The organism is Helicobacter canis, from assembly GCF_900451095.1.
Lineage (GTDB): Bacteria > Campylobacterota > Campylobacteria > Campylobacterales > Helicobacteraceae > Helicobacter_B > Helicobacter_B zhangjianzhongii.
On sequence record NZ_UGHV01000001.1, the window covers coordinates 1,388,662 to 1,414,433 of the forward strand.

The following is a 25,772-nucleotide window of genomic DNA, read 5'->3' on the forward strand; positions in this document are numbered from 1 at the left end:
AAGTAATTGTAGCAATAACCTTGGTCGTTATTTATCAAAATTCTCTCTATGCTCTTTGAAAGTTTTGCTGAAAGAGTGCGTGCCGTTTTTGTTGCGCACGAAGTAGAGATAATCCACCTGCGCTGGCTCAAACACCGCCTTAATCGCCTCAATGCTAGCACTGCCTACCGGGATTGGCGGGATACCTTTGTTGCGGTAGGTGTTGAAAGGCGAGCTGTCGTTGCGTATGCGCTCTGGCGTTACTTTGCTATGGGAGTATTTGCCATAGTTGAGTGAGCCATCCATTTGTAAGGGCATATTGAGCTTTAAGCGGTTGTAAATCACAGCGGCGATTATGGGCATTTCTTGCGTATTGGCGGCTTCTTTTTGAATGATTGAAGCCATAGCGATATGCCTAAACCACTCATCTTGCTCATATCTTCCCAAATATTTGCGCGCTAGGTCCTCGTGGATCGCTAGGGATTGCTGGATAAGTGAGCGCATAAGGCTATCTTCTGTGGCGTTGGCGTGGATTTTGTAAGTATTTGGCAAGATCACGCCCTCTTCATAAGGCGCATAGCGCAAGTAGGATTCTAGGAGTTTGTCTTCATTTAGGTCAAGCTGCACGCCAATATCTATGATGAAAAAGTGCAGTGTCTCTCCGGGGATTAGCGTAACGCTCTCTTGGGCGGCTTTGGCAGAGGTGAGTGCGTAGAGAAAATCCCCCTTTGTGATCACGCCATTATGCACAGCATAGCTTATGTCAATCACGCCACTTTGAGGTGTGCCAAGTAAGCGCAAAATATGCCTATCAAATTGCGTAATATCCCAGCCATTTTTGCCTAGCTGTGTTATAATCGCGCTTATTGAACCTTGTGGCACGACAACTACCGCGCTAGTAATAGGTGTGCTAGTAATGCTAGTAATAGGTAACCCCAAATAAAAAAAGATCGCTAAGATAATGAGAAAAACGCCGTCTAAAAGAATGCTGAGTATATTTATCATTTTGTTTGTTACCATATTTACCCTTGTTGGTGGTTTTAAGATTCTATCTGATGGGATTGCAATCGATAAGCTGCGCTTTGCTGATATACAAATACGCGGATTGTATCTAAAACTCAATAATAAATTCTCCTTAGAAGTTCAGGAATTGGATTTAGCAAAGGTGATGAGCAAAAAGCCTGAGAAAAACGCAAAGCCATCTTTGCAACCTACGCTGAAAGAGATAAGTGATTATGTCAAATACGCGCTATGGGGGTTGGCGTATTTTGAAAATCTGCGGATAGAGAAGATTGTCTTAAGTGATGAGTATGTCGCTAGCGTGTTTTATGATGGGGAGCATTACGCGCTATCTTTCCCCAAGCTACAAGCGGTGTTTAATGTCCAAAACCAAGGCAATACAATCGAGCTTAATATCCGCAAGCTACAAGTGTTTGAGCCAGATGTCGAGGTAGCTGGGCGGATCATCTACTCTGGGGCAAGCGGGCAATTTAGCTTTGGTGTTTCTCTCGCGCCTTTGCTGATTGACTCTGGCAATGATGACACACATATATCTGCTAGTAAATCCACAAGCAAGCTCTTTTTGCAAGGCACAAGCGATTTTAAACGCCTTGTGCTAAAGGCAAAAACATCAAAAATCAACGATTTGCGCTCTATAAGGACTCTCATCGCCCAGAGTGCTAAGGATCTGCTACCTGCTTTAGATATATGGCTTTTTAATGCGCTTAGGTTTGATACCATAGAGCTAGAGCAAGCGAGCTTTGATGTGGCACTGCACGAAAAGCAGTTTATAAAATCACTCATAAACAACACCAAGCTCACACTCTATGCCACAAAGCCCACTTATGCGCTTGACCCAGCTCTAGCACCCTTTAGCGCAAATCGCGCTAAAATCCAAGCAGAAAATGGCAAGGCAGCACTTGAGATGATAGCCCCCAAGCTAGAATCCATCGACCTAAGCGGCTCTAAGCTAGAGTTTGCGCTTATGGATTCTGTGCCTACGCTTTCTATCTTTGCCACTTCTAAGAAGCTGCTTTATACGCAGGCACTGCGGGATTTGCTTGCATTTTATGGGGTGCAGCTGCCAATTGATCGCATTAGTGCAGATATGCAGGCAAATCTTGCTATCCATATCCCCTTTGGTGATGATGCTAAGGTGGAGCTAGGGGGGAAAGTATCCGCACAGCAGGTGGTGCTGCGCTCTGGGGGGCTAGATTTTGTCAGCAAGAATGCTTCAGTCGTCATTGATATAAACCCAAAAAGTGGGAGCAATGCCATTGATATATGGACACAAAATATTAGCTATGAAAATCTCTTTGACATTGATGTCAAAGCTCATATCGATCTAGCATTAAAGCGACTTAAGACAAATTTATTTGTGCATTCCTTGCGGGTTAGCACCAATCCAGAAATCAACCAACGCCTTATCGACTCGCAAGATTCTGCACACAAGTCTCATAAGCAAGTCCGGCTGGATTCTACTCTAGATCCTAGCTCACGGGAGCTTGTGCGCGTGGGCAGAGCCTTTAGCCTAGATTCTAGCTTAGAATCCAAAAATGCGCTAAATGTGCCAAGTGTGCCAAATGTGCTAAATGTGCCAAGCGTGCAAAGTAGCAATGTGTGGCAACGAGATTCTATCAAGCCATTTACGCCTAAAGAAATGCTTGCTTATATGGCGCATTTTGCTTCCGTTGCTAATGGCGATATGAAGCCATCGCTAGAATCCACCCAAGATTCTAGCCAAGATTCTGCTAAGGATTCTAGCCAGCTAGATACACATAAAACTTCGCAAGACCCAGCCCCTAAAGAATCTAGCGCACAAGAGATAGAATCTATAAATGCGGATTCTAGCAAGGGATCTTTAGCGATAGATCCTGCCCTTGCCACAGATCAAGCAGTAGCATCTACTGCAGATTCTGCCACAGACCAAGCCGCAGAGGTGCTAGAGCCTAGCAAGCCTGATGTCTCCCTAGCCCCCAAAGAAGAGATTATAGACTTTTCTGCGCCTGATCACTCCATAGAAGAAGCACAAGACCAAGAAGCAAATCCGCGCGAGCTAGAGAGCCTAGAATCCATTTTGCAAGACTCTCCAAGTGATAGCAAGAGTGCCAATACATCTAAGCAAGAGCAAGAAGCGCAGGGTGAAAATCACCCAGAATCCGCCCAAGTAGAATCTACTAGCGATGTATCTACCCAAGAAGAGATAGAATCTAGCCCCGAGATAGAATCCACCTCCAATGCCTCAAGCCAAGCTCTTGATCCCGCGCAATCACCTAGTGCCAATCCGCAAGACCAAGATCCGCAAGCCCCCGATCACGCCAAGCCAACTAACCACGCTAGAATACATAGTAGAAACGGCATAGAGCTTGACTTCACAAAGCCTATGAGTGAGCAAGAAATGCGCGAAAAAATCATTGCCCTAATCAAGCACCAAGATGAGCAGAAATTCACCTATGATATTTTCAAAGCCACGCAGCAAACACTTCCGCAAATTGATGTGGAGATTGACTTCTCAAGCGATCCTGTCAAAGTGAGTGTCCCAGCTCTTGATGTGTATGTGCAGCTATCTAGCGATGGTATCCGTGCTAATGTGGTGGATTTTGGCAAGTTCGCGCCTTTTTCTCCGCTTATGCAATATCTTGGGCTTTCATCAGGGAGTGCGGTAGTGGATCTAAAAAGTGCGCAAGATTTATCTTTCCAAGTGCGTATTGCTGATTTTCCTACATTTTTGCTCTCTAAAGATAAGACGCCATTGCATACATTTACTTTCAATGGTAGCTATGCAAATAATAAGCTACAAGTCCTTAGCGATGATGGGCTAATCGGGCTTGATTTGTATGACAATACAATCATTGCAAATTTTAAGGATATTGATGTGAGTATTGATGGCTTGCTCGCTAGCAAAATCCCAGCGATCCAAGAAGCCTTTAGCACTTCTAGTGAGAAAAAGGCGGTTTTCACAAAAGAAGAGATTTTACTTGAGAGTGAGTTTTTACGCGCTAAGCGTAGATATGAGCGACAAAATGGCATTAAACCTAGGATCATCGCAATCCAAGCGCAGAATATCACAGGATTTTTCAAAGATGTTGTGATCCCATTTGATGACTTTAATGCCAAAATCCGCGATGATCGCATTAGTGCTGATGCGACTTATAAAAATGGCATTGCGAATATTGACATTATCCACGGCAATACCATCATCAAAGCGGGGAATTTTGGTGCAGAGTTTTTAAATCGTGTTGTTGGGCGGCATATCGTTGATGGAGGGTTGTTTGAGCTTAGTGGAATCTATAAAAATGACATTTTTAATGGTGATATTTATATGCAAAACACAAGCTTTAAGGGATTTGCGATCGTGCAAAATGTCATTGGGCTTATTGATACAATCCCATCTCTTGTGATGTTTAGAAGCCCGGGTCTTAGTGCTAAGGGCTATGAAGTGAAGCAAGGCAACATCAAGCTAGCTCTTAATACGCAGTATGTCGGCTTAGAATCCATAAATCTCATCGGCAAATCTATGGATATGCAAGGCGGTGGCTTTATCGAGCTTGAGAGTCAAGAAGTGGATATGGGACTCTCTATCTCCACGCTAAAAAATCTTAGCGGGATTTTAAACAAGATTCCTATTGTAGGGTATTTGCTGCTAGGCAAAGATGGCAAGGTAACTACCCAAGTAAGCGTGCGAGGCACTATCCAAGATCCTAAGACACAAATTTCTCTCGCACAAGATTTGCTAAAGACACCATTGCAAGTGCTTAAACGCGCCTTTACGCCTGTGGATATGGTGATTGATGAGATTATTAAAAGTGTCGATCGCTAATGCCCTTACAGAATCTAAACACAGAGCAATATGCTGCAGCCACTGCACCTATGGGGCATAATCTCATCATCGCTTCTGCTGGCACGGGGAAAACTTCTACCATTGTGGGGCGGATCGCGCATTTGCTAGAGAGCGGCGTGCAAGCAAGTGAGATTCTACTGCTAACTTTTACTAACAAAGCTTCCCAAGAGATGATCGCACGCGTGGCAAGTCGCTTTGGTGAAGTGGCAAAGCAGATAGAGTGTGGGACATTTCACGCTGTGAGTTATCGGTTTTTGAAAGATAAATATGCCATATCTCTAAAGCAGCCTAAAGAATTAAAAGTGCTATTTAAAAGTATCGCAAAATCGCGTGTCTATCAGCATCAAACAAGCACGCCACCTTACTCTGGGGAGTATTTGTTTGATTTATATTCACTCTATCTTAATTCGCGCAATAATGAGAGCTTTGAAGAGTGGCTTGGGGCGCGTGGGAGTGATCATAGTGCATATATTGATATTTATGAAGGGATTTTTGCAGAGTATCACGCGCTTAAAAAATCACATAATTATATGGACTATAATGACTTGCTTTTGGAATATGCCAAAGAAATGCGCGGCATAGAGTGTCCTTATAAAGAGATTTTATGCGATGAGTATCAAGATACCAATCCCTTGCAAAATTATGTAATCCACGCGCTAAATCCTAAAAGTCTCTTTTGCGTGGGGGATTATGACCAAAGTATTTATGCCTTTAATGGCGCGGATATTTCTATTATTTCAAGCTTTACAGAGACTTATGTGGATTCTAGGGTTTTTACTTTAAGCAAGAATTATCGCTCCACGCGCTATATCCTTGATCTTGCTAATCGCGTGATAGAAAAAAACGAGCGCATTTACCCCAAAGGGCTTGAGGTAATCAACCTGCAAGAGCCCATCGCGCCAAAGCTGCTTATTTACAATGAGCTATTTGAGCAGTATCAAGGCGTGGCGCAAAAGATCCTTACAGCTAATTATCCGCTTGATGATATTGCCATCATTTTTCGCAATAACTCTTCAGCAGATGGCTGCGAGGCGTTGCTACGCGAGCTTAATATCCCTTCAAAGCGCAAGGGTGGAGTGAGCTTTTTTGATGCTAAAGAAGTGGCTCTAATGCTTGATTTTTGCTCACTTTTGTATAACCCAAAAGATATGATGGCATATATTCATATTTTGAGCTATGGCTCTGGGATTGGGGATTCTATCGCTAGGGAGCTATATGAGGGGCTATTGCGCTTGGGGAATGGCGATGCAAAAAGGGGGTTGCTAGCACCGGATTCTAGTGTTAGGGCATTTGAAAAGAGGGCTAAAAACGCGCAGCTAGGGCTGTTTGATGACTTTTTTGCATTGCAAGATGTGAAGAAGTTTGATAATGTCGTGCAGGGTAATTTTGTAGGGCACCCGATTTTATCACACCCAAAGCTAAGTTTTGATGGTGCGAGATTTTTGAGCGATTTTTATGCGGCGGTGGAGCGATATGACTATGCCACTAAGCCTAAAGATTTGATTTCTATGCTTGCTTCAAGTCAGCTGTATCAATATATTGTCGAGCTGCTTTGTGCAAGGCGTGCAAAAAATAAAGATGGCAGTGTTGATATAGAGCGCAAAACACAGGCAAAAGATGCCATTATGCGTAAAATTATTTTGCTGCAAGATATTGCGAAAAACTACGAGAATCTAGGGCGATTTTTGAATGCTATGGTGCTTAGTAGCGGTGAAAATACACAAGGAAGCGGTGTCAATCTCCTAACAATCCACGCGAGCAAGGGACTAGAATTTGGTATGGTTTTTATCATTGATTTAATGCAAGGGCGTTTTCCTAATCTCAAACTTATCGCTAAGGGTGGTAGTATCGAAGAGGAGCGCAGGTTGTTTTATGTAGCAATCACGCGAGCTAAAGAAATCCTCTATCTCTCTTATGCCAAAAAAGATGAGATAAAAAACATTAGCTATGAGCCATCACTTTTTTTGTATGAAGCAAAGCTTTTGCAGCAACAAGCTTAAGCTATTGTGGTTGCAAAGGCTTTGCCCCTGTCAAGATTATTTATCTTAAGGAAGCAATAAGCTGGATTGGACAGGTCTGGGAATATATCCTTTTTATAAGGAAATATTTTTTTCTTTTTTTGCCTAAAAATAGGCAAAATGCTTGACTATTTTTGTGTTTTTTATCTATAATCTCGGTTTCAAATTTCATACATTGCATTTATGGCAGTGGGTTCTTTATGGGTTTTTAGTAAAGAAGATAGCCAGAGAATCTTTGTTTTAGAGTTTGATAAATCTTTCAATGACTTAAGGAAAATCTATGGAAAAAATTCGATTGAAGCTAAAGGCTTATGATCATCGGGTTCTTGATAGATCTGTTGCTTCTATTGTCGAGGCTGTGAAACGCACAGGTTCTGAAATATGTGGTCCTATCCCATTGCCTACTAGGAGTAGGAAATACACGGTGTTGCGATCTCCACATGTAAATAAAGATTCTCGAGAGCAGTTTGAGATCCGCGTGCATACTAGAATCATTGATATTATGTCTGCCACGCCGGATACTGTTGAAGGGCTAATGAAGCTTGACTTGGCTCCAGAGGTCGATGTAGAAGTAACTTCTATGAGCAAGTAGCTTAAGAGAGAATTGATATATACGCAAGGATTTGAGATGGAATTTTTAGTGCAAAAGATAGGTATGAGTAGGACTATCGGCAGTGTCAGCACGCCTGTTACGCTTCTCAAGGTTTTGCAAACCAAGGTATGCGAGATAAAGGACAATGGACAGGCGATAGTGGCTTACTCCAAAGGCAAAATGCAAAATAAAAGTATTATGGGGCAGCAGAAGAAATACAATCTTAGCAAGGAATACAATCGGTTCGCTACTTTAGCGGTGGCAAATACAGAGGTTGGTGATCTTGATATGGCTTCTCTTGAGAGTGCGCAACGCTTGAAAGTGTCTTTTAACACAAAGGGGCGTGGGTTCAGCGGGGCTATGAAACGATGGAATTTCCAAGGTGGTCCTGCTGCACACGGTAGTCGATTTCACAGGAGACTTGGGTCAATTGGGAATCGTGAGTGGCCAGGTCGCGTTCAGCCCGGGAAAAAAATGGCAGGACATTATGGCGATGAAAAGGTAACGGTTCAAGCACAGATGCTTTCTTTTGACAAGGAAAATAGCATTGTTGTGCTAAAGGGTTCTGTTGCTGGGCATAATGGTGCATTTGGCAAGATTACTATCATTAAATGAAGGGTGAGAAATGAGTAGTGCAGTAGTGTTAGATAAATCATTTAAAAAGACAAGTGAGATTGCCTTGCCTGATAGTTATAAGGGCATTAAGGAGCATAATCTCTACTTGTATATTAAGTCATATTTAGCTTCTTTGCGCGCAAACAATGCTAAGGCTAAAAGACGCGGCGAAGTGAGTGGAGGTGGCAAGAAGCCTTGGGCACAAAAGGGCGGCGGACGCGCAAGGGCTGGTAGTATTACTTCTCCAGTATTCGTTGGTGGTGGTGTCGCTCACGGTCCAAGCAATAACCGAAACTATGATCTTAAGATCAATAAAAAGCAAAAAAGACTTGCGCTTGAATATGCCATTAAGCAAAAAGCCCAGAGTGGCAAGCTATATATTGTGGATTCTCTAAGTATTGAAAGCGGCAAGACAAAAGATGCCTATGCTGTGTTTAAGACTCTCAATGAGCGCAGTGTGCTTTTTGTGTCTCACTCTATTCGTGATGAGAAGACATTTTTGGCTTATCGTAATTTGCAAGATTGTTATTTTATCGAAGCAAGTGAGATGAATGCCTATCTTGTAGCTGTTTTTCACGCAGTAGTGATTGAAAAAGCTGTGTTTGATGCATTTTTAGAATCTGGAAGTAAGGGGAAGTAAATGGCTGATATAACAGATATTAAATCCATTCTTTATACGGAAAAATCTTTGTCTCTTCAAGAGAGTGGGGTTTTGGTTGTGCAGACATCAACGCGTGTTACCAAGAATCAACTCAAAGAGGTCTTTAGGGAATATTTTGGCGTTGTCCCGGTGAGCGTTAATTCTTTGCGTCAAAATGGCAAGATTAAGCGCTTTAAGGGTCGAGTTGGACAGAGAAATTCTTATAAAAAGTTTTATGTGAAGATTCCAGATGGTGCGAAGATTGATTCGCTCACAGCATAGAGGAGTAAAGTATGGCAATTAAAACATATAAACCATATACCCCAAGCCGTAGGTTTATGAGCAATCTTAGCTCTAATGACATTACGGCAAAGCCCAGTGTGAGAAAGCTATTGATAAAACTTCCCGTGTCTGCTGGAAGAAATAATAATGGTAGGATTACTAGTCGGCATAAAGAAGGTGGCGCAAAGAAATTGTATCGCGTGATTGATTTTAAGCGTAATAAATTTGGTATCCAGGGGCGTGTTGCAGCAATTGAGTATGATCCATATAGGAATTGTCGCATTGCTTTGGTAGTTTATCCCGATGGTGATAAGCGTTATATACTTCAGCCTAGTGGCTTGCAAGTTGGAGATGTAGTAATCTCTGCAGAATCTGGACTTGACATTAAAACCGGATATGCAATGAAGCTAAAAAATATCCCCATTGGGACAATTGTGCATAACATAGAGATGCATCCGGGAGCAGGTGGGCAACTTGCTAGAAGTGCTGGATCAAGCGCACAGATTATGGGGAGAGAGGGTAAATATGTGATCTTGCGCTTGCCAAGTGGAGAGATGCGTTATGTACTTGATGAATGTATGGCGACTATAGGTGTTGTTGGTAATGAAGATTTTATTAACATATCTATAGGTAAGGCTGGTAGAAATCGCCATCTAGGTGTGCGTCCGCAAACGCGTGGTAGTGCTATGAACCCAGTAGATCACCCACATGGTGGTGGTGAGGGTAAAACAGGCTCTAGTGGGCATCCTGTTTCTCCTTGGGGAACACCAGCTAAAGGATATAAGACTCGTCGCAAAAAGGCGAGTGATAAGTTGATTATCTCAAGAAAGAAAAAGTAAGGAATAACGATGGCAAGATCAATTAAGAAAGGTCCTTTTATTGATGGGCATTTGGCAAAGAAAGTAGCGAAATCTCGAGAGACCAAAGACAACAAACCTATCAAAACTTGGTCTCGCAGAAGCACTATTTTGCCGGATATGATAGGTTTGACTTTTAATGTTCATAATGGTAAGGCGTTTGTCCCCGTATATGTAACAGAAAATCATGTTGGTTACAAGTTAGGTGAGTTTGCTCCTACGCGAACTTTTAAGGGACACAAAGGCAGTGTTCAAAAAAAGATTGGCAAGTAGGAGTGTAGTATGAGTAGAGCATTATTGCGTTTTGTTAGATTGTCTCCAACTAAAGCTCGTTTGGTGGCAAGGGAGGTGCAGGGTATGAATGCTGAGATTGCATTGGCAAGCTTAGAATTTACCCCCAACAAGGCAGCCAAGTTGATTGCCAAAGTGATTGCTTCGGCTATTGCAAATGGTGGCTATGATGCGAAGGGTGTTGTTGTGCATTCTTGTCGTGTTGATGCTGGTCCTGTATTGAGAAGGTTTATGCCTAGGGCTAGGGGTCGTGCGACACCTATACGCAAACCCACTTCACATATTCTCGTGGAAGTTTTGTCTCAGAGTGAGATTAATGCTCTGCAGACAAAAAAGCCTAGCAAAAAAACGGTCGCTAATGCTAGTGTGGGAGATAAAAAAGGTAAGAAGGTAGAAGGTAAGCCAGCCGACAACAACAGTAGCAAAAAGGTTGTTTCATCTGCTGCTAAGCCAAAATCTCAAGCGAAAAATCAGAAACTGAAGGATAAATAACCATGGGACAGAAAGTTAATCCAATAGGACTTAGATTAGGTATCAATAGAAATTGGACATCTCGTTGGTTTCCTAATACGCAAACTGCTCCGGACAATATTGTTGAGGATCATATTATTAGAAAGTTTCTAAAGAAAGAGCTTTATTATGCAGGTATTAGTGAAATTATTATTGAGAGAGCTGCGGCTAAGATTCGTATAACTGTCGTAGCTGCTCGTCCTGGTCTTATTATAGGGAAAAAGGGTGCAGATATTGAAAATAAGCGTGAGGCACTGAAACATCTCATTAAAAAAGATGTATCAATCAATATTAAAGAAGTCAAGAGACCACAGGCAAATGCCCAGTTAGCAGCAGAAAATGTAGCTATGCAGCTTGAAAAGCGTGTGGCATTTAGACGTGCTATGAAGAAAGTTATGCAAGCGGCAATGAAATCTGGTGCAAGGGGTGTGAAAATCAAAGTATCCGGTCGTTTGGCTGGAGCAGAGATGGCTCGAACAGAGTGGTATATGGAAGGCAGAGTTCCGCTTCATACTTTGCGTGCTAAAATTGATTATGGATTCACCGAAGCTTTTACTACCTATGGGATTATTGGAGTTAAAGTGTGGATATTTAAGGGTGAGATTCTACAAAAAGGTATTCAGCCTGATAGACGCGATGAAGATGGCGAAGAGGATTCGCGAGGGTCTCGGTCAAAATCTAGAAGAGGGGGACAATAAATATGCTAATGCCCAAAAGAACAAAATATAGAAAGCAGATGAAAGGTCGCAATCGCGGTAAGTCTATGCGTGGATCTTCTTTGGCTTATGGAAATATAGGTATCAAGGCTCTTGAGCTTGGCAGGATAGATTCTCGTCAAATAGAAGCAGCTCGTATTGCCCTTACTAGACATATCAAGAGAACAGGAAAGGTTTGGATACGGGTTTTTCCAGATAAGCCTTTAACCGCAAAGCCTCTTGAGGTGAGAATGGGTAAAGGAAAGGGTGCGGTCGAGAAGTGGGTGATGAATATCCAGCCGGGTAGAATTATCTATGAGATTATTGGTGTTGAAGAAAGTATGGCGCGAGATGCTTTGGCATTGGCACAGAGCAAACTTCCTTTTAAAACAAAAATCATAACTAGCGAGAGTGAAAATGAAATTTATTGATTTGAAAGATAAGGATTTGGTAGAGCTTCATAAGATTCTCAAAGAGAAAAAGTCTGAGCTTTTTGAGTTGCGCTTAAAGCTTAAAACGGGGCAGCTGACTAATCCTAGTCAGATTGCAATGGTAAGAAAGGATATTGCTCGAGTCAATACGGCAATATCGGCAAAAAAGGATAGTAAATGAGCCAAACACAGTCACATAAAAGAGTGATACAAGGTAGGGTTATTTCTCGTGCAGGAGACAAGAGCGCAGTTGTTTTGGTGGAGCGCAAGGTTGTCCATCCAAAGTATCGCAAGATTGTTAAGCGTTTTAAAAAATACACCATTCACGATGAGAAAAATCAGGTGAAAGTTGGCGATGAGATTGTAGCTATAGAGTGTAAGCCTATTTCTAAAACTAAGTCTTTTAATCTCAAAGAGATCGTATCGGTAGGAGTGTAGTATGATACAGAGTTTTACACGCTTAAATGTAGCGGACAATAGTGGTGCAAAAGAAATTATGTGCATCAAGGTGCTTGGCGGTAGTCATAAGCGTTATGCCAGTGTTGGTGATGTGATTGTTGCATCTGTAAAAAAGGCGATCCCTAATGGAAAGGTGAAGAAAGCGCAGGTCGTTAAAGCTGTTGTAGTTAGGACAAAAAAAGAAATCCACAGAGCTAATGGCTCGCTTGTGCGATTTGATGATAATGCAGCAGTGATTCTTGATGCAAAAAAGGAACCTATTGGGACAAGAATTTTTGGTCCAGTAAGTAGAGAAGTGCGATATGCAAATTTTATGAAGATTGTATCGTTAGCTCCGGAGGTGTTGTAGTGATAAAGTGTAAGATAAAAAAGGGCGATATGGTTAAGATTATCGCTGGAGATGATAAGGGAAAAGTGGGAAAAGTGCTTGCTGTATTCCCCAAGAAGTCGCTAGTTGTTGTCGAAGGTTGTGCTCTTGTGAAAAAGGCTATTAAACCTACTGATGATAACCCCAAAGGTGGTTTTGTAACTAAAGAAAAATCTATACATATTTCTAATGTCAAGAAAGATGGGGAGTAGATTATGTTTGCGTTGAAAAAAAAATATAATGATGAGATAAGAGAGCAGCTTAAGAGTGAGCTTAATATTAAGAATCCTATGCTACTTCCAAAACTAGAGAAGATTGTGATTAGTGTCGGTGCTGGAGATTATGCTAAAGATTCTAAGATTATGCAAAATATAGCGGATACGATCTCGTTGATCGCAGGACAAAAGGCTATTATTACAAAGGCGAAAAAGTCTGTTGCAGGTTTTAAAATGCGTGAAGGTATGCCTATGGGCGTTAAGGTAACTTTGCGTGGAAAACAGATGTATAACTTCTTAGAAAAACTTATTGTAATTTCGTTGCCAAGGGTCAAGGATTTTCGAGGTGTTCCTAGAAATGGATTTGATGGGCGCGGTAATTATAGCTTTGGTTTAAATGAGCAACTTATGTTTCCGGAAGTTGTCTATGATGATATTATGGTAACGCACGGTATGAATATTACCATTGTTACTTCGACACAAGATGATAAAGAGGCATTCAAGCTCTTAGAGTTATTTGGTATGCCATTTGCAAAAGGGAGATAGTATGGCAAAAAAATCAATGATCGCAAAAACCAATAGAAAAGCGAAATTTAGTGCGCGAGCATATACTCGGTGTAGGGTGTGTGGGCGACCACATTCTGTTTATAGGGATTTTGGGCTCTGTAGAGTTTGCTTGCGTAAGATGGGCAATGAGGGCTTGATTCCCGGTCTGCGCAAAGCTAGTTGGTAAAATAAGGAGTAGTTATGGTAAATGATATTATTGCAGATTCTTTGACAAGAATTCGTAATGCCTCTATGAGAAGACTAGAATCCACGACTTTGTATTACGCCAAGATTGTGGTTTCGATTTTAGAGGTTTTTAAAGAAAAGGGATTTGTTAAGGGATATAATATAACCGATAAAGATGGTAAGCAGTCAATTCTCGTGCAGCTTGCTTATGATGAGCGTGGAAAGTCTATGATTAATGAGATAAAGCGTATTAGCAAACCTGGTCGTAGAGTTTATAAGGCTCGTAGTGAATTAAAGAGATTTAAGAACGGATATGGGACAATAGTTGTAAGCACAAGCAAAGGTGTAATATCCAACGATGCGGCATATAGAGCAAATGTTGGTGGCGAAGCCTTGTGTAGTATTTGGTAATAGGAGAATATTATGTCAAGAGTTGGTAAAAGACCTATTGGTATTCCGGATTCTGTGCAGGTCAATATCGATGGCAGTAAAATTGTATTTAAGGGTGTTAAAGCTACAAAAGAGCTTGATACTTTTGGAAGAGTGAAGGTAGAATTAAAGGATAAGGAGCTTATCTTTTATGCCATAGATTCTGCTCCGCAGTCTAGAGCCTTTTGGGGTACATATAGGGCTTTGGCAAATAATATAGTTATCGGTTTGACACAGGGCTTTACAAAGGTCCTAGAAATCAATGGTGTTGGCTATAAGGCTGCTGTAGTTGGTAATACTCTTGAGCTTGCACTTGGTTTTTCTCATCCAATCAAGTATCCTATACCTAGTGGTGTGGAAATGACTCTTGATAAAAATCAACTCACTATTAAGGGAGATGATAAACAGCAAATTGGGCAAATTGCAGCTGAGATACGAGAGTTTAGACCACCTGAACCTTATAAAGGCAAGGGGATTAAGTATATTGATGAGACAATCATACGAAAAGCTGGTAAGACAGCGAAAAAATAAAATATAAGGGGCTAGTTATGACTGATAAAGTTTTGGCATTGAAAAAAAGTTTGCGACTTAAGAGAAAGGCACGCATACGAGATAGAGTGAGTGGTGTGGATTCTCGTCCTAGGATTAGTGTTTTTAGGTCAAATAAATATTTATATGCACAAGCCATTGATGATGTAAAGCAAGTAACAATTGCTACTGTTGATGGGAGAAAACTTAAGCTTGGCAATAATAAAGAACAGGTAAAGGAGATTGCTGTCGTATTTGCTCAAGAATTAAAAAGTAAAGGTATCAACGAGGCGGTTTTTGATCGCAATGGGTATTTGTTCCACGGTGTTATCCGTGCATTTGCTGATTCTTTGCGAGAGCAAGGTATAACGCTATAACATTAAGGAAGGCATATGAAAATTGATAGAGAAGAGTTTAGTGAGATTGTTGTAAATATTGGGCGTGTAACGAAAGTTGTGAAAGGTGGGCGTAGATTTCGTTTTAATGCTCTTGTGGTTGTTGGTAATCGCAATGGTATGGTTGGATTTGGTTTGGGAAAAGCAAAGGAAGTGCCAGATGCCATTAAAAAGGCGGTAGATGATGCCTTTAAGAATGTCATCAAAGTTAATATTAAGGGCACTACCATTGCTCATGATATTGAGTATAAATACAACGCTAGTAGGATTCTACTTAAGCCTGCTGGCGAAGGGACAGGCGTTATTGCTGGTGGATCAGCTAGACCTGTTATTGAGCTTGCTGGGATTAAGGATATTCTTACTAAATCTTTAGGTTCTAGCAACCCCTATAATGTCGTTAGAGCTACTTTTGATGCTCTGGCGCAGATTAAAGCATAATTTAATAAGGAGATCGTTATGGCTTCTTTACACGAAATTAAACCAGCCAAGGGAAGTGTAAGAGATATTAAGAGAGTAGGAAGAGGGCAGGGAAGTGGTATGGGCAAGACATCGACGCGTGGTGGCAAAGGTCAAACAGCTCGAGCTGGATATACGGCTAAAAGAGGGTTTGAAGGTGGGCAGCAGCCTTTGCAACGCCGATTGCCAAAGGTTGGTTTCACAACAAAAATCCAAAAACCCTACACCATCAATGTGGATAGAGTCAAAGCAGTGGCTGGGCTTAGTGAAATTACTATAGAGAGTATAGAGAGCATACATAAGCTTCCTGGTTATGCGAAGACTACGCATTCAGGCACTCAGTCCAATGTCCTTGTTAAACTTATAGGATCCGGTGCTTCAGCACTTGTTGGCAAAGTAAAAGATGCTAGAGTTGCTGTAAGTAGGCAACGATAGTGGCTCAAGAGTTTTATTATGAATAAAGCGATTGTTAATAAGATTCTTATCACTTTAGCTTTTTTGTTTGCTTATCGTGTGCTTGCATACATTCCAATACCAGGAGTTGATGCAGCGGTGATTAAAGATTTTTTCCGCTTAAGCAGTAGCAATGCATTGGGACTCTTTAATATGTTTAGCGGTGGTGCTGTGGAGCGTATTAGCATTATTACGCTTGGTATTATGCCTTATATTACAGCTTCTATTATTATGGAGCTTTTGGCAGCTACTTTTGCTCCACTTGCAAAGATGAAAAAAGAGCGTGATGGTATGCAACGATATATGCAAATTATTCGTTATGTTACTATTGTCATCACGGTTATTCAAGCTATTAGCGTATCGTTTGGTTTGCGTAGTATTGGCGGAGGTCCTAATGGTGCAATTTTGATTGATATGAAAGAATTTTTGCTGATTTCTGTGTTTGCGATGCTTGCTGGGACAATGCTACTTGTGTGGATTGGCGAGCAGATTACCCAAAGAGGTGTGGGTAACGGGATAAGTCTCATTATCTTTGGTGGTATTGTATCTGGGATACCGAATGCAATTGGATCAACATTCAAGCTTGTTAATACGGGTGAGATTAGTGTATTGAGTCTTATTGTTATTGGCGTGATTATTGTAGCTACTATTTGTTGTATTGTGTATATTGAGCTTGCCGAGAGGAGAATCCCTATCTCCTATGCGCGTAAAGTTATTATGCAAAATCAAAATAAGCGCATTATGAATTACATTCCAATCAAGCTAAACCTAAGTGGTGTAATACCTCCTATTTTTGCTTCTGCATTGCTTGTGTTTCCTTCTACGATTTTGCAGGCTTCGAGTAATCAATATCTCCAACTTATTGCGGATATTTTGAGTCCTAGCCATTATTTGCATCATATTTTGATGTTTGCATTTGTTGTGTTTTTTGCATATTTTTATTCTTCTATTGTGTTTAATGCCAAGGATATTGCAGATAATCTTAAGCGTCAAGGAGGGTATATTCCGGGAATGCGTCCAGGTGAGGGGACTTCATCATTTTTGAATTTTGTCGCAAATAATTTGACCCTATGGGGTTCATTGTATCTTGCCGTTATTTCTACTTTGCCTTGGGTGTTGGTCAAGCTCTTAGGTGTGCCATTCTATTTTGGTGGAACGGCTGTTTTGATTGTCGTGCAAGTTGCCATCGATACAATGCGTAAGATTGAGGCACAAGTTTATATGAATAAGTATAAAACACTAAGTGCGGTAGGATTCTAGGGTTTAGAGAGTGATGGACGGGGTATTGTTGTGGCTATAGCGATTCGTAGCAAGAAAGATCTTGTTGCTTTGGCAAAGTCATCAGTAATTGTGGCGCAGACCTTGGAGCTTGTATCTAAGAATGCGATGCCCGGAGTTAGTCTTTATGAGCTTGATAGAATTGCAGAAGATTATATCTTGTCTCAGCAGGCAAAGCCGGCATTTAAAGGATTGTATGGGTTTCCAAATGCTACTTGCTTATCTCTTAACTCTGTGATTATCCACGGGATCCCAAGTGATTACAGATTGCAAGAAGGCGATATTTTGGGGATTGACTTGGGTGTAGAGTGTGGTGGTTGGTTTGGTGATGGGGCTATTACGGTTGGTATTGGCAAGATAGATTCTAAAGATAAGCAGCTGATTGCTTGTGCCAAAGATGTTTTATATGAAGCGATAGATTTTTGCCGACCTGGCATTCATTTTAAAGAATTAAGCTTATTTTTGGAGCAAGCGATAATAAACAGAGGTTTTGCTCCATTGCTTGGATTTTGTGGGCACGGCATAGGGAGAAAGCCACACGAAGAGCCAGAGATACCAAACTATCTAGAATCCCCAAATTCCAAGCAAGGTCCAAAGATTAAAAATGGAATGGTGTTTTGCATTGAGCCTATGGTGTGCCAGCTTGATGGGACTCCAGTGATTTTGGATGATAAATGGTCGGTTGTTGCAAAGGATATGAAAAATGGCAGCCATTATGAGCATACGATAGCTATGATCGATGGCAAGGCAAGGATTTTAACTCATTAGAAAAGGAGTAAGCGTTGGCAAAAGATGATGTGATAGAAATTGATGGTAAGGTGATTGAAGCCTTGCCAAATGCGACATTTAGAGTGGAGCTGGACAATGGGCATATTGTTTTATGTCATATTGCAGGAAAGATGAGAATGCACTATATTAAGATTTTGCCCGGAGATAGGGTGAAGCTAGAATTAACGCCCTATAGTTTGGATAAGGGCAGGATTATATATCGCTATAAATAAGCCTGCTTTAAACTATATTCGGATATAATCCGCGTTTTTAGTTTTGATAGGGTGTGTTACATAGCGTGATATGCCCATTATCCTAAAAGTAATTAAGGAGATTGTATGAAAGTTCGACCATCGGTCAAGAAAATGTGTGATAAGTGTAAAATTATCAAACGAAAGGGCATTGTGCGAGTGATTTGTGCTACCCCTAAACATAAACAGAGACAAGGATAAACAATGGCGAGAATTGCTGGTGTAGATTTGCCAAAAAAGAAGAGAGTTGAGTATGCGCTCACATATATTTATGGCATTGGGCTTAAGAGTTCAAGAGATATTCTTAAGGCTGTGAATATTTCTTTTGATAAGCGAGTTAATGATCTCAGCGAAGATGAAGTATCTATGATTGCTAAGAAAATTCAAGAAAGCTATATGGTTGAAGGTGATTTGCGCAAAAAGGTGCAGATGGATATTAAGGCTCTTATGGATCTTGGTAGTTATCGTGGTTTGAGACACAGGAAAGGGCTTCCTGTCCGCGGTCAGACAACAAAAAACAACGCGCGCACGCGAAAAGGTAAGCGCAAGACTGTTGGCTCTAAAAGCTCGTAGTTATAGTATCAAGGAGACATAATGGCAAAAAATACAACAAAAAAGCGTGTTGTTAAAAAGAATATTGCGCGAGGGATCGTGTGTATATCGGCTACTTTTAACAATACAAATGTAACTGTTACAGATGAAATGGGCAATGTGCTATGTTGGGCTACGGCTGGTGGTTTAGGGTTTAAAGGAAGTAAAAAATCTACTCCCTATGCCGCGCAACAAGCAGTTGAAAGTGCTTTGGCTAAGGCTAAAGAGCACGGGATTAAGGAAGTTGGCATTAAGGTGCAAGGACCTGGCAGTGGTAGAGAAACTGCTATTAAGAGCGTGGGGGCTATTGAAGGCATTAAGGTTTTGTGGTTGAAAGATGTAACGCCATTGCCACATAATGGCTGCAGACCACCAAAAAGAAGAAGAGTGTAAGGGGATAAAATGGCACGATATAGAGGACCGGTTGAAAAATTAGAACGACGATTTGGGGTTTCTTTGGCTTTAAAAGGCGAGAGAAGATTGGCAGGAAAGAGTGCGCTTGAAAAGCGACCTTACGCTCCGGGGCAACACGGACAAAGAAGAGGGAAGATTTCTGAATACGGCTTGCAGCTTCGTGAAAAGCAAAAAGCTAAAGTAATGTATGGCGTTTCAGAGAAGCAATTTCGCTCTATTTTTGTCGAAGCAAATAGACAAGAAGGCAACACGGGTGAGAATCTTGTTAGACTTATTGAATGCCGTCTTGATAATGTTGTTTATCGTATGGGGTTTGCTACTACGCGTCGTTTCGCTAGACAGCTTGTTACACACGGACATATTTTAGTGGATGGCAAGCGACTTGATATTCCATCATATTTTGTGAAGCCTGGACAAAAGATTGAAATAGTTGAAAAGACCAAAAATAATCCACAAATTGTGGCAGCCATTGATCTTACGGCACAAGTGGGAATTGTTCCTTGGGTGGATATAGATAAAGACAAGCGTTTTGGTATTTTTACGCGCTATCCACAGAGAGAGGAAGTTGTTATTCCTATTGAAGAGCGTTTGATAGTTGAATTATATTCGAAATAATAGTTAGGCAGGTGATTTATGGATATTTTTAAAACTATTCCCCACATTCCCAATGAGATTAAGATAGAAGATTTGGGTGAAAATCGCATTCGCGTGAGTGTGTGGCCTTTTGAGCCAAGCTATGCGATTACTTTTGCTCATCCTCTAAGACGCTTAATGCTCTCTTGCACGCCTGGATATGCACCTGTTATGTTGCATATTGATGGTGTCGCGCACGAGTTTGATTCTGTGCGTGGCATTGCTGAAGATGTTACGCCATTTATTGTTAATTTGAAAAACATTCGCTTCACAAACAAGGGGTCGGACATTAAGGACACTGTTCGTGTTAATTATGAATTTACTGGTCCTATGGAGCTTCGTGGTGCGAATTTAGCAAGCGATGAGATTGATGTGGTCAATAAAGATGCCTATCTTGCTACAATCAATGAAGATGCTAAGTTTAGATTCTCTCTTGTTATTAAGCGTTCTATTGGTTTGAAGCCTAATGACTTGGTGAGAAAGGATAAAGATTTTACCGGTGAGATTGGTTTGATACCGCTTGATGCGTATTTTACTCCTGTGAAGAGTGCTGTGTATAGAATCGAAGATGTTCTTGTGGAAGATAACCCCAATTTTGAAAAAATTGTGTTTGAGATTGAGACAGATGGGCAAGTTGCGCCAATTGATGTGTTTAAAAATGCCATAGCTATGGCACAAACACAGCTTAATATTTTTGGTCAAGATGTGGCGGTTTTGAATCCAGATTCAAATACACCTGCAGAAGATATTGTTGATATTAAAAATCTTCTTGTGAAAATTGATACACTCAACTTTAGCACTCGTTGCTTTCACTGCCTAGATAAAATTGGTATCCAATATATTGGCGAGCTTGTTATGATGAGTGAAAATGATTTGAAAAATATCAAGAATCTAGGGAAGAAGTCTTTTGATGAGATTGCTGAAAAGTTAAGCTCTTTTGGCTACCCTATTGGGACATCTTTGAGCGCAGAAGTGCTAGAAGCGTTTAATAAAAAAATTGGTCGATCAAAATAGTTGATTGATTTAAGGAGTAAAGATGAGACATAGACACGGATATAGAAAGCTTGGTAGAACAAGCTCTCATAGAAAAGCATTGCTGAAAAATCTAGCGATAGCTTTGATTGACAATGGTAAGATAGAGACAGGCGTATTTAAGGCAAAAGAGCTTCAAACTTATATTGAAAGGCTTGTTACTACTGCTAGAGTTGGTGATTTTAATGCTCATAGGCTAGTTTTTGCATATTTGCAAAATAAAGCTGCGACAAAAAAGCTAGTAGCTGAAATAGCACCGAGATACAAGGATCGTAAAGGTGGATACACACGCATACAAAGAACTAGGACGCGGAGAGGTGATGCATCACAGATGGCGTTTATTGAGTTTGTCTAGGTAGAGAAAAGCTACTGCAGTAGTGTTGATAGAGTGTAGAAGCTATGAGTGATACACCTAGTAGTGATTTTCAGTATTCTCCTATCCATCAGAGCCAAGCCAAGCTTGCTTGCTCTGCAAATCTTCTAGCATTATTGGAGCAGATTCCAGATATGCAAATCATCGACATACGAGACTCGCAAGATTATGCTTTAGACCATATAGATATTGCTAGAAATATTCCTATGCAAGACTTTGCTAGCTTATCGCAAGAGATTTTAGCTAATCCACAGACAACTTATATGCTCCATTGTTATAGCGGCTATACGGTTTCTGTGTATGGCTCTTATCTTGTAGAGATGGGTGCAAAGAATGTGTATTATTTTGATGAGAGTTTTTATGAGCTGAAACAAGCGTTACAAAACCACCATAAGCAAGAGCAATGACACATATACAATCATCTACGGACCCAGCACGGCAAGTAACCCCCACGCAAGATACTACTATGCAAACTATTATTATAGTGGGCTATGGTGCTATGGCACAGGCTATTGCTAAGGGATTAAATGGCATATATCCTTTAGAGATTTGTGGCAGAGATAGCACAAAGGCAGAGAAATTTATCGCCGAGCTAGGTTTGGTAAATGCCAAGGCTATCCCGCTAGAATCCAGCTCCAATAATCAAGTCAAATGCAATCGCGCTAAAGCTTCTATGGAGTGCAAAGCCTCTATTGTGCCTGCCCAAGATAAAATCGTGCTACTTTGTATCAAGCCTTATGGGCTGGGTAGTTTTAGCTATTTGGGTAAGGCTAAGGCTGTGTATAGTGTGCTTGCTGGCGTGAGTGTCGCTACACTGCAAAGCCACATAAGTGCGCAAGCATATATCCGCCTTATGCCAAATATCGCTGCTCTTTGTGGGTTAAGCGCGACCACTGCTTTTTGTCTCAATGCCAATAGAAATCAGGTAAAAAAGATTTGCGAGAGTTTTGGCAGTGTGGTATTTGTAGAAGATGAGAAACTCATTGATGCTAGCATTGCTACAAGCGGTAGCTCGCCTGCATTTCTCGCGCTTATCGCTCAGGCGTTGGTGGATTCTGGGGTGCGTGCAGGGCTTGGTAGGATAGATTCCCTAAAGCTTGTGAAAGAGAGCTTTGTGGGTGTTGGGGCATTGCTTGATCGATATACTCCGCAAGAGCTGATTGAGCAAGTAACCACACCCGGAGGCACGACCATTGAAGGACTAGCCGCGCTAGAATCTAGTGGCGTGCGTGGCGCGATTATGCGCGCTTGCCAAGCAAGTGTCTCTAAAGCTATCGGTGCAAAAACAACCCAAAATGACTAAGCAAAAAGCTAAAACAATGAGCTATGTCTCTATGCTGCGTGCTATGCTCACAAGGCGCGATAAGATTATTTTGCTTTTTTTGTTTATCGCTACGGTGTTTTTCTCTGTGATGGAGACCATTAGCATTAGTATCATTATGCCCTATATTACTTTTGCCTCTAATCCTGATTTAATCCTATCTCAAGATATTTCAAAGCGCATTTATGAGCTATTGGAGTGTAGCTCATCGACGCAGTTTATGATATTTTTTAGCGTGATTTTGATCGCATTTTATCTCTTTAGAATTGTGTATGGCGTGGCGTATAATTACGCGCTTAATCGCTTCGCATTTCGCAAATATCACTTTTTTGCCTATCGGCTTTTTTGTAAGGCAGTGGATCTAAACTATGCTGATTTCACGCGCAAAAAGACCGATACCATTCGCCACGCCATTACAGATTCTGCGCTTAAAGCGTCTTTTTATGTGCAGTATTGGCTGCAGATGTTTGCAGAGATTTTTACGATCGTGCTGATGTATGGACTACTGCTGCTTACTAGCTGGAAGATGACCTTGGTGCTAAGTGCGATTCTAGGTGTGCAGGTGCTGCTTATTACGCGATTTATCGGTGGCAAGATTAAACAAATGGGCACGATACGCAACACTATGGATATGCGCTTCCACGAGATTATTTCTAAAACTTTTGGGAATTTTAAAATCATCAAACTCAAGGGCAATCAAGAAGATGTGCAAAAAGAGTTTGAGAGTGCTAGCCACACGCGCATTGGTGCGGAGATTCTCGCGCAAACTCTTCTGCCTACACCCAAGCTCATTTTAGAGACGATAGGCTTTAGCGTGCTGATTGCTAGTGTGGTGTATATTTTGGTGCGATATGACTCTGCTGCGGCGGTGCTGCCTATCATCTCTATGTATGCGCTAGCGTTGTATAGGATTTTGCCTGCGATGACAAAGCTCTTGCAAAATTACAATATGATGGGGTTTTATGGTGTGGCGGTGCAGCAAGTCTATGAGGATTTGCTTTATCATACAGATTATGAGGATAATGCCCCTTGTCAATTTACTAGCAGCATTGAGCTGCGCGGTATTGAGTTTGGCTACAAGCCTAATAAACCTATCATCAAGGATTTTAATCTCATCATCAACAAGGGCGATAAGGTAGCATTTTGCGGAGAGAGTGGCGCGGGCAAAAGCACGCTAGTAGATCTTATCATCGGTATTTATAAGCCCCAAAAGGGCGAGATCCTCATCGATGGAGTAAAAATTGATAATCACAACCTCCGCAGCTGGCGCAAGAAAATCGGCTATATTCCACAGACAATTTATCTTTTTGATGGTAGTGTGGCGCAAAATATCGCCTTTGGCAGTGAGCTTGATGGGCAAAGAGTCATTGAAGCGTGCAAAAAGGCAAATATTTATGACTTTTTATGCGAGCACGATGGCATTGATACGCGCGTGGGCGAGGGGGGGATCTTGCTAAGTGGGGGGCAGAAGCAGCGCATAGGGATCGCAAGGGCGATTTATGATGATCCAGAGATTTTAGTCCTAGATGAAGCCACAAGCGCGTTAGATTCTGCGACAGAGACAAGGATTATGGAAGAGATCTATGGCGTAGCTAAGGACAAAACACTGCTAGTCATCGCCCATAGGCTTAATACAATCGAGCATTGCGAGCGCAAAATCGAGCTAACTAGAATCCACTAACCCCAACCAAAAGGAGTAATATGCTAACACTACGCAAAGCAAATGAAAGAGGGCATTTCAATCACGGCTGGCTTGATACTTATCATAGCTTTTCGTTTGCAGGGTATTATGATGAGAGATTTATGGGATTTAGCGCGCTGCGTGTCATCAATGAGGACAGAGTAAAGCCAAGTCAGGGCTTTGGGACGCACTCGCATAAGGATATGGAGATTTTAACCTATGTGCTAAGCGGGAGCATCGCGCACAAAGATAGTATGGGCAATGAAGAGCGCGTGCCTAGCGGGGAGTTTCAAATAATGAGTGCGGGCAGTGGCGTTACGCATTCGGAGTTTAATCTTTTAGATGAGCCGCTGCATTTTTATCAAATTTGGATTAAGCCAAATGAGCTAGGCATCGCTCCACGATACGAGCAAAGGGCTTTTGACACAAGCAAGGGCAAGACGCTTATTTTATCCCCAAACGCCGAGCAAGACTCACTCAAAGTCTATCAAGATATGCGATTGTGGCTGTATAGGGATATTGCAAATGAGACTTTTAGCTTTGATAGTGGTCGCAGAGCTTATATCCAAGTGGTGCGAGGCAAGCTAGAGATAGGATCTAGCCAAACCAAGCCATTTACCATAGAGACAAGCGATGGCGTGATGTGCTGCGCAGAATCCACTTTTAGCCTAAAGGGCTTGGATTCTAGCAATGAAGTGCTGATTTTTGATCTGCCTTAGTGGATCTAGCCTAGTGTGGTCCTAGAATCCACTTTTTATCACAAGCCTACTGCCCATTTTCTCTCACGCGCGAGCCAGCTTCTCTATCATCATCGCGAGCCTTGAAAAAGGCGTGGCGATCCATAGCCAAACCACGCAAATCTAGAATCCACTTTTTGATTATAGATTACTAAAGAAGCTGCGCTTTGCCACGCGGCGCAAGCGGTGCTCGCAAGTGAGAGAAAAAGGGCGATAGTCAAAAAGTGGATTCTAGGGCTTATAGGAGCTTGATGTAAATAAGCAGCATTAGAGAGAGATTCGCAATCACACACACCCATAATAATATCGTGCGTTTTTTTTGCTTTGGCTGTGATTGCGGATTTATGTTGCCGTATCAAAAAATCTGCTTTAGCAAGATCTGTTTCTAATTGATCAACCAGAGCTTTTGTCTCTCCTAGTTTGTTGTTTGCGTAGTTGCGAATTGCCTTATTGGCTGCTTTACGCTTTGGCTTATCTAGCCAGCTTTTTGCCTTATCTGCTGTTTTGGCTGCTAGTGGTATCAATGCGAGCCATTCACACCCTGTCATTTATCTTTTCCCTTAAAGATAGAGCCTATAAGCCCAATTTCTTTTTCACCAAGGATTTTTAGGCATTCATTAGGCTCAAGATTTCTTAGTTTGTTTATTTCTTCTTCTGCTTCTTTTATTTTATCTTGTAGCGTTTTTATATGTTTTTTAAGATCTTTGCAATTTTTTTCCATAGAGTCAAGAGCATTTTTGGCATCTTGTGGGGCATTTTCTCTTCGCGCTTCTATCAATGCTCTTTCTTCACGGATTCTAGAGTGCAGGAGTGTAATATTATCGCCCCAAGTGTTTTTATACTTCTCTATCTCTGCTAGCTTTTGTTCTATATCTTGCAGCATTGCGGTTTAATCTTTGCTTTATGCCT

Annotated in this window: 37 protein-coding genes and 1 pseudogene; 35 read left to right on the forward strand and 3 right to left on the reverse strand. The window is 41.4% G+C overall.

Translation table 11 applies throughout. The features are described 5' to 3' along the window. Window positions 1-27 precede the first annotated feature (27 nt). A complete protein-coding gene (mltG, locus tag DX060_RS06485; RefSeq protein WP_115011693.1) occupies window positions 28-999 on the reverse strand; it encodes an endolytic transglycosylase MltG in 972 nt (323 codons plus the stop codon). Between mltG and DX060_RS06490 the strand changes: the two genes are divergently transcribed. The 35 genes and pseudogenes from DX060_RS06490 (at window position 965) to DX060_RS06660 (ending at window position 24,845) form a co-directional block, all read left to right on the forward strand. Continuing rightward, entirely contained in the window at window positions 965-4,798 is a 3,834-nt protein-coding gene (locus DX060_RS06490; RefSeq protein WP_181814221.1) for a YhdP family protein, read from the forward strand. The genes mltG and DX060_RS06490 overlap by 35 nt on opposite strands. After that, window positions 4,798-6,819 (forward strand): ATP-dependent helicase, encoded by a 2,022-nt coding sequence (locus DX060_RS06495; RefSeq protein ID WP_115011695.1) that lies wholly within the window; start codon window positions 4,798-4,800, stop codon window positions 6,817-6,819. The genes DX060_RS06490 and DX060_RS06495 overlap by 1 nt, the downstream gene beginning before the upstream one ends. A 298-nt stretch (window positions 6,820-7,117) precedes the next feature. Further along, window positions 7,118-7,429 (forward strand): 30S ribosomal protein S10, encoded by a 312-nt coding sequence (rpsJ, locus tag DX060_RS06500; RefSeq protein ID WP_115011696.1) that lies wholly within the window; start codon window positions 7,118-7,120, stop codon window positions 7,427-7,429. Window positions 7,430-7,465: 36 nt separating this feature from the next. Continuing rightward, the gene (rplC, locus tag DX060_RS06505) at window positions 7,466-8,044 is read left to right on the forward strand and encodes a 50S ribosomal protein L3 (protein WP_115011697.1); all 579 of its coding nucleotides are present in this window, start codon (window positions 7,466-7,468) and stop codon (window positions 8,042-8,044) included. Window positions 8,045-8,054: 10 nt separating this feature from the next. Then, on the forward strand, window positions 8,055-8,684 hold the full coding sequence (gene rplD, locus DX060_RS06510) for a 50S ribosomal protein L4 (RefSeq protein WP_115011698.1): 630 nt from the start codon (window positions 8,055-8,057) through the stop codon (window positions 8,682-8,684). Beyond that, a complete protein-coding gene (locus DX060_RS06515; protein WP_115011699.1) occupies window positions 8,685-8,966 on the forward strand; it encodes a 50S ribosomal protein L23 in 282 nt (93 codons plus the stop codon). It abuts the gene before it with no gap. Between the two features lie 11 nt (window positions 8,967-8,977). Continuing rightward, the gene (gene rplB, locus DX060_RS06520; RefSeq protein WP_115011700.1) at window positions 8,978-9,805 is read left to right on the forward strand and encodes a 50S ribosomal protein L2; all 828 of its coding nucleotides are present in this window, start codon (window positions 8,978-8,980) and stop codon (window positions 9,803-9,805) included. Window positions 9,806-9,814: 9 nt separating this feature from the next. Then, window positions 9,815-10,096, forward strand: a complete 282-nt coding sequence (rpsS, locus tag DX060_RS06525) for a 30S ribosomal protein S19 (protein WP_115011701.1) — start codon at window positions 9,815-9,817, stop codon at window positions 10,094-10,096. 9 nt (window positions 10,097-10,105) lie between these two features. After that, window positions 10,106-10,426 (forward strand): annotated as a pseudogene (gene rplV, locus DX060_RS12345) (50S ribosomal protein L22); the annotation flags it as partial. A 182-nt stretch (window positions 10,427-10,608) separates the two neighbouring features. Next, a complete protein-coding gene (gene rpsC, locus DX060_RS06535; protein WP_115011703.1) occupies window positions 10,609-11,322 on the forward strand; it encodes a 30S ribosomal protein S3 in 714 nt (237 codons plus the stop codon). A gap of 2 nt (window positions 11,323-11,324) precedes the next feature. Further along, on the forward strand, window positions 11,325-11,750 hold the full coding sequence (gene rplP, locus DX060_RS06540) for a 50S ribosomal protein L16 (protein ID WP_115011704.1): 426 nt from the start codon (window positions 11,325-11,327) through the stop codon (window positions 11,748-11,750). Continuing rightward, entirely contained in the window at window positions 11,737-11,931 is a 195-nt protein-coding gene (rpmC, locus tag DX060_RS06545) for a 50S ribosomal protein L29 (RefSeq protein WP_181814222.1), read from the forward strand. Before rplP ends, rpmC begins: the two co-directional genes overlap by 14 nt. Continuing rightward, on the forward strand, window positions 11,928-12,188 hold the full coding sequence (gene rpsQ / locus DX060_RS06550; RefSeq protein ID WP_115011706.1) for a 30S ribosomal protein S17: 261 nt from the start codon (window positions 11,928-11,930) through the stop codon (window positions 12,186-12,188). Before rpmC ends, rpsQ begins: the two co-directional genes overlap by 4 nt. A gap of 1 nt (window position 12,189) precedes the next feature. Further along, on the forward strand, window positions 12,190-12,558 hold the full coding sequence (gene rplN / locus DX060_RS06555) for a 50S ribosomal protein L14 (RefSeq protein ID WP_023930279.1): 369 nt from the start codon (window positions 12,190-12,192) through the stop codon (window positions 12,556-12,558). 2 nt (window positions 12,559-12,560) lie between these two features. Further along, complete coding sequence (gene rplX, locus DX060_RS06560; protein ID WP_115012331.1) at window positions 12,561-12,788, forward strand: 50S ribosomal protein L24; 228 nt, start codon at window positions 12,561-12,563, stop codon at window positions 12,786-12,788. Between the two features lie 3 nt (window positions 12,789-12,791). After that, window positions 12,792-13,337 (forward strand): 50S ribosomal protein L5, encoded by a 546-nt coding sequence (gene rplE, locus DX060_RS06565; protein ID WP_115011707.1) that lies wholly within the window; start codon window positions 12,792-12,794, stop codon window positions 13,335-13,337. A gap of 1 nt (window position 13,338) precedes the next feature. Further along, window positions 13,339-13,524: a type Z 30S ribosomal protein S14 gene (locus tag DX060_RS06570; RefSeq protein ID WP_034549599.1), complete on the forward strand. Its 186-nt coding sequence runs from the start codon at window positions 13,339-13,341 to the stop codon at window positions 13,522-13,524. Window positions 13,525-13,538: 14 nt separating this feature from the next. After that, window positions 13,539-13,934 carry a 30S ribosomal protein S8 gene (gene rpsH / locus DX060_RS06575; RefSeq protein WP_115011708.1) on the forward strand — a complete coding sequence of 132 codons (396 nt, stop codon included), beginning with the start codon at window positions 13,539-13,541 and terminating at the stop codon, window positions 13,932-13,934. A 12-nt stretch (window positions 13,935-13,946) separates the two neighbouring features. Continuing rightward, window positions 13,947-14,483 carry a 50S ribosomal protein L6 gene (rplF, locus tag DX060_RS06580; protein ID WP_115011709.1) on the forward strand — a complete coding sequence of 179 codons (537 nt, stop codon included), beginning with the start codon at window positions 13,947-13,949 and terminating at the stop codon, window positions 14,481-14,483. A gap of 17 nt (window positions 14,484-14,500) precedes the next feature. Then, window positions 14,501-14,857, forward strand: a complete 357-nt coding sequence (gene rplR, locus DX060_RS06585) for a 50S ribosomal protein L18 (protein WP_115011710.1) — start codon at window positions 14,501-14,503, stop codon at window positions 14,855-14,857. 15 nt (window positions 14,858-14,872) lie between these two features. Continuing rightward, a complete protein-coding gene (rpsE, locus tag DX060_RS06590; protein WP_115011711.1) occupies window positions 14,873-15,313 on the forward strand; it encodes a 30S ribosomal protein S5 in 441 nt (146 codons plus the stop codon). Window positions 15,314-15,331: 18 nt separating this feature from the next. Then, complete coding sequence (gene rplO / locus DX060_RS06595) at window positions 15,332-15,766, forward strand: 50S ribosomal protein L15 (protein WP_115011712.1); 435 nt, start codon at window positions 15,332-15,334, stop codon at window positions 15,764-15,766. An 18-nt stretch (window positions 15,767-15,784) separates the two neighbouring features. Next, window positions 15,785-17,044 carry a preprotein translocase subunit SecY gene (gene secY / locus DX060_RS06600; RefSeq protein WP_115011713.1) on the forward strand — a complete coding sequence of 420 codons (1,260 nt, stop codon included), beginning with the start codon at window positions 15,785-15,787 and terminating at the stop codon, window positions 17,042-17,044. 30 nt (window positions 17,045-17,074) lie between these two features. Then, a complete protein-coding gene (gene map / locus DX060_RS06605; protein ID WP_115011714.1) occupies window positions 17,075-17,830 on the forward strand; it encodes a type I methionyl aminopeptidase in 756 nt (251 codons plus the stop codon). Between the two features lie 14 nt (window positions 17,831-17,844). Next, window positions 17,845-18,063, forward strand: coding sequence for a translation initiation factor IF-1 (gene infA / locus DX060_RS06610; RefSeq protein ID WP_115011715.1), 219 nt, complete (start codon window positions 17,845-17,847; stop codon window positions 18,061-18,063). A gap of 105 nt (window positions 18,064-18,168) precedes the next feature. Continuing rightward, entirely contained in the window at window positions 18,169-18,282 is a 114-nt protein-coding gene (rpmJ, locus tag DX060_RS06615) for a 50S ribosomal protein L36 (RefSeq protein ID WP_115011716.1), read from the forward strand. Window positions 18,283-18,285: 3 nt separating this feature from the next. Then, the gene (gene rpsM, locus DX060_RS06620; protein WP_115011717.1) at window positions 18,286-18,654 is read left to right on the forward strand and encodes a 30S ribosomal protein S13; all 369 of its coding nucleotides are present in this window, start codon (window positions 18,286-18,288) and stop codon (window positions 18,652-18,654) included. Window positions 18,655-18,675: 21 nt separating this feature from the next. Continuing rightward, the gene (gene rpsK / locus DX060_RS06625) at window positions 18,676-19,065 is read left to right on the forward strand and encodes a 30S ribosomal protein S11 (protein WP_115011718.1); all 390 of its coding nucleotides are present in this window, start codon (window positions 18,676-18,678) and stop codon (window positions 19,063-19,065) included. Window positions 19,066-19,074: 9 nt separating this feature from the next. Beyond that, window positions 19,075-19,701, forward strand: a complete 627-nt coding sequence (rpsD, locus tag DX060_RS06630; protein WP_115011719.1) for a 30S ribosomal protein S4 — start codon at window positions 19,075-19,077, stop codon at window positions 19,699-19,701. 18 nt (window positions 19,702-19,719) lie between these two features. Further along, the gene (locus DX060_RS06635) at window positions 19,720-20,733 is read left to right on the forward strand and encodes a DNA-directed RNA polymerase subunit alpha (RefSeq protein WP_115011720.1); all 1,014 of its coding nucleotides are present in this window, start codon (window positions 19,720-19,722) and stop codon (window positions 20,731-20,733) included. Between the two features lie 22 nt (window positions 20,734-20,755). Next, window positions 20,756-21,106, forward strand: coding sequence for a 50S ribosomal protein L17 (rplQ, locus tag DX060_RS06640; protein WP_115011721.1), 351 nt, complete (start codon window positions 20,756-20,758; stop codon window positions 21,104-21,106). Window positions 21,107-21,150: 44 nt separating this feature from the next. Beyond that, the gene (locus DX060_RS06645; RefSeq protein WP_115011722.1) at window positions 21,151-21,531 is read left to right on the forward strand and encodes a rhodanese-like domain-containing protein; all 381 of its coding nucleotides are present in this window, start codon (window positions 21,151-21,153) and stop codon (window positions 21,529-21,531) included. Next, window positions 21,528-22,427, forward strand: coding sequence for a pyrroline-5-carboxylate reductase (locus tag DX060_RS06650; protein ID WP_115011723.1), 900 nt, complete (start codon window positions 21,528-21,530; stop codon window positions 22,425-22,427). The genes DX060_RS06645 and DX060_RS06650 overlap by 4 nt, the downstream gene beginning before the upstream one ends. Continuing rightward, window positions 22,420-24,126, forward strand: a complete 1,707-nt coding sequence (locus tag DX060_RS06655) for an ABC transporter ATP-binding protein (protein ID WP_115011724.1) — start codon at window positions 22,420-22,422, stop codon at window positions 24,124-24,126. Before DX060_RS06650 ends, DX060_RS06655 begins: the two co-directional genes overlap by 8 nt. A 20-nt stretch (window positions 24,127-24,146) precedes the next feature. Continuing rightward, window positions 24,147-24,845, forward strand: a complete 699-nt coding sequence (locus DX060_RS06660) for a pirin family protein (protein WP_115011725.1) — start codon at window positions 24,147-24,149, stop codon at window positions 24,843-24,845. 89 nt (window positions 24,846-24,934) lie between these two features. Here the strand turns inward: DX060_RS06660 and DX060_RS06665 are convergent, their stop codons facing one another. Together DX060_RS06665 and DX060_RS06670 are read right to left on the reverse strand one after the other, a co-directional pair. Next, window positions 24,935-25,411: a hypothetical protein gene (locus DX060_RS06665; RefSeq protein WP_115011726.1), complete on the reverse strand. Its 477-nt coding sequence runs from the start codon at window positions 25,409-25,411 to the stop codon at window positions 24,935-24,937. Continuing rightward, window positions 25,408-25,746, reverse strand: coding sequence for a hypothetical protein (locus tag DX060_RS06670; RefSeq protein ID WP_115011727.1), 339 nt, complete (start codon window positions 25,744-25,746; stop codon window positions 25,408-25,410). Before DX060_RS06670 ends, DX060_RS06665 begins: the two co-directional genes overlap by 4 nt. Window positions 25,747-25,772 lie beyond the last annotated feature (26 nt).

Excerpts from the sequence above, each read along its gene's own strand:
- DX060_RS06490 (WP_181814221.1), top strand. The coding sequence starts at position 965 with ATGCTGAGTATATTTATCATTTTGTTTGTTACCATATTTACCCTTGTT.
- mltG (WP_115011693.1), bottom strand. The coding sequence starts at position 999 with ATGGTAACAAACAAAATGATAAATATACTCAGCATTCTTTTAGACGGC.
- DX060_RS06495 (WP_115011695.1), top strand. The coding sequence starts at position 4,798 with ATGCCCTTACAGAATCTAAACACAGAGCAATATGCTGCAGCCACTGCA.
- rpsJ (WP_115011696.1), top strand. The coding sequence starts at position 7,118 with ATGGAAAAAATTCGATTGAAGCTAAAGGCTTATGATCATCGGGTTCTT.
- rplC (WP_115011697.1), top strand. The coding sequence starts at position 7,466 with ATGGAATTTTTAGTGCAAAAGATAGGTATGAGTAGGACTATCGGCAGT.
- rplD (WP_115011698.1), top strand. The coding sequence starts at position 8,055 with ATGAGTAGTGCAGTAGTGTTAGATAAATCATTTAAAAAGACAAGTGAG.
- DX060_RS06515 (WP_115011699.1), top strand. The coding sequence starts at position 8,685 with ATGGCTGATATAACAGATATTAAATCCATTCTTTATACGGAAAAATCT.
- rplB (WP_115011700.1), top strand. The coding sequence starts at position 8,978 with ATGGCAATTAAAACATATAAACCATATACCCCAAGCCGTAGGTTTATG.
- rpsS (WP_115011701.1), top strand. The coding sequence starts at position 9,815 with ATGGCAAGATCAATTAAGAAAGGTCCTTTTATTGATGGGCATTTGGCA.
- rpsC (WP_115011703.1), top strand. The coding sequence starts at position 10,609 with ATGGGACAGAAAGTTAATCCAATAGGACTTAGATTAGGTATCAATAGA.
- rplP (WP_115011704.1), top strand. The coding sequence starts at position 11,325 with ATGCTAATGCCCAAAAGAACAAAATATAGAAAGCAGATGAAAGGTCGC.
- rpmC (WP_181814222.1), top strand. The coding sequence starts at position 11,737 with ATGAAATTTATTGATTTGAAAGATAAGGATTTGGTAGAGCTTCATAAG.
- rpsQ (WP_115011706.1), top strand. The coding sequence starts at position 11,928 with ATGAGCCAAACACAGTCACATAAAAGAGTGATACAAGGTAGGGTTATT.
- rplN (WP_023930279.1), top strand. The coding sequence starts at position 12,190 with ATGATACAGAGTTTTACACGCTTAAATGTAGCGGACAATAGTGGTGCA.
- rplE (WP_115011707.1), top strand. The coding sequence starts at position 12,792 with ATGTTTGCGTTGAAAAAAAAATATAATGATGAGATAAGAGAGCAGCTT.
- DX060_RS06570 (WP_034549599.1), top strand. The coding sequence starts at position 13,339 with ATGGCAAAAAAATCAATGATCGCAAAAACCAATAGAAAAGCGAAATTT.
- rpsH (WP_115011708.1), top strand. The coding sequence starts at position 13,539 with ATGGTAAATGATATTATTGCAGATTCTTTGACAAGAATTCGTAATGCC.
- rplF (WP_115011709.1), top strand. The coding sequence starts at position 13,947 with ATGTCAAGAGTTGGTAAAAGACCTATTGGTATTCCGGATTCTGTGCAG.
- rplR (WP_115011710.1), top strand. The coding sequence starts at position 14,501 with ATGACTGATAAAGTTTTGGCATTGAAAAAAAGTTTGCGACTTAAGAGA.
- rpsE (WP_115011711.1), top strand. The coding sequence starts at position 14,873 with ATGAAAATTGATAGAGAAGAGTTTAGTGAGATTGTTGTAAATATTGGG.
- rplO (WP_115011712.1), top strand. The coding sequence starts at position 15,332 with ATGGCTTCTTTACACGAAATTAAACCAGCCAAGGGAAGTGTAAGAGAT.
- secY (WP_115011713.1), top strand. The coding sequence starts at position 15,785 with ATGAATAAAGCGATTGTTAATAAGATTCTTATCACTTTAGCTTTTTTG.
- rpmJ (WP_115011716.1), top strand. The coding sequence starts at position 18,169 with ATGAAAGTTCGACCATCGGTCAAGAAAATGTGTGATAAGTGTAAAATT.
- rpsM (WP_115011717.1), top strand. The coding sequence starts at position 18,286 with ATGGCGAGAATTGCTGGTGTAGATTTGCCAAAAAAGAAGAGAGTTGAG.
- rpsK (WP_115011718.1), top strand. The coding sequence starts at position 18,676 with ATGGCAAAAAATACAACAAAAAAGCGTGTTGTTAAAAAGAATATTGCG.
- rpsD (WP_115011719.1), top strand. The coding sequence starts at position 19,075 with ATGGCACGATATAGAGGACCGGTTGAAAAATTAGAACGACGATTTGGG.
- DX060_RS06635 (WP_115011720.1), top strand. The coding sequence starts at position 19,720 with ATGGATATTTTTAAAACTATTCCCCACATTCCCAATGAGATTAAGATA.
- rplQ (WP_115011721.1), top strand. The coding sequence starts at position 20,756 with ATGAGACATAGACACGGATATAGAAAGCTTGGTAGAACAAGCTCTCAT.
- DX060_RS06645 (WP_115011722.1), top strand. The coding sequence starts at position 21,151 with ATGAGTGATACACCTAGTAGTGATTTTCAGTATTCTCCTATCCATCAG.
- DX060_RS06650 (WP_115011723.1), top strand. The coding sequence starts at position 21,528 with ATGACACATATACAATCATCTACGGACCCAGCACGGCAAGTAACCCCC.
- DX060_RS06655 (WP_115011724.1), top strand. The coding sequence starts at position 22,420 with ATGACTAAGCAAAAAGCTAAAACAATGAGCTATGTCTCTATGCTGCGT.
- DX060_RS06660 (WP_115011725.1), top strand. The coding sequence starts at position 24,147 with ATGCTAACACTACGCAAAGCAAATGAAAGAGGGCATTTCAATCACGGC.
- DX060_RS06665 (WP_115011726.1), bottom strand. The coding sequence starts at position 25,411 with ATGACAGGGTGTGAATGGCTCGCATTGATACCACTAGCAGCCAAAACA.
- DX060_RS06670 (WP_115011727.1), bottom strand. The coding sequence starts at position 25,746 with ATGCTGCAAGATATAGAACAAAAGCTAGCAGAGATAGAGAAGTATAAA.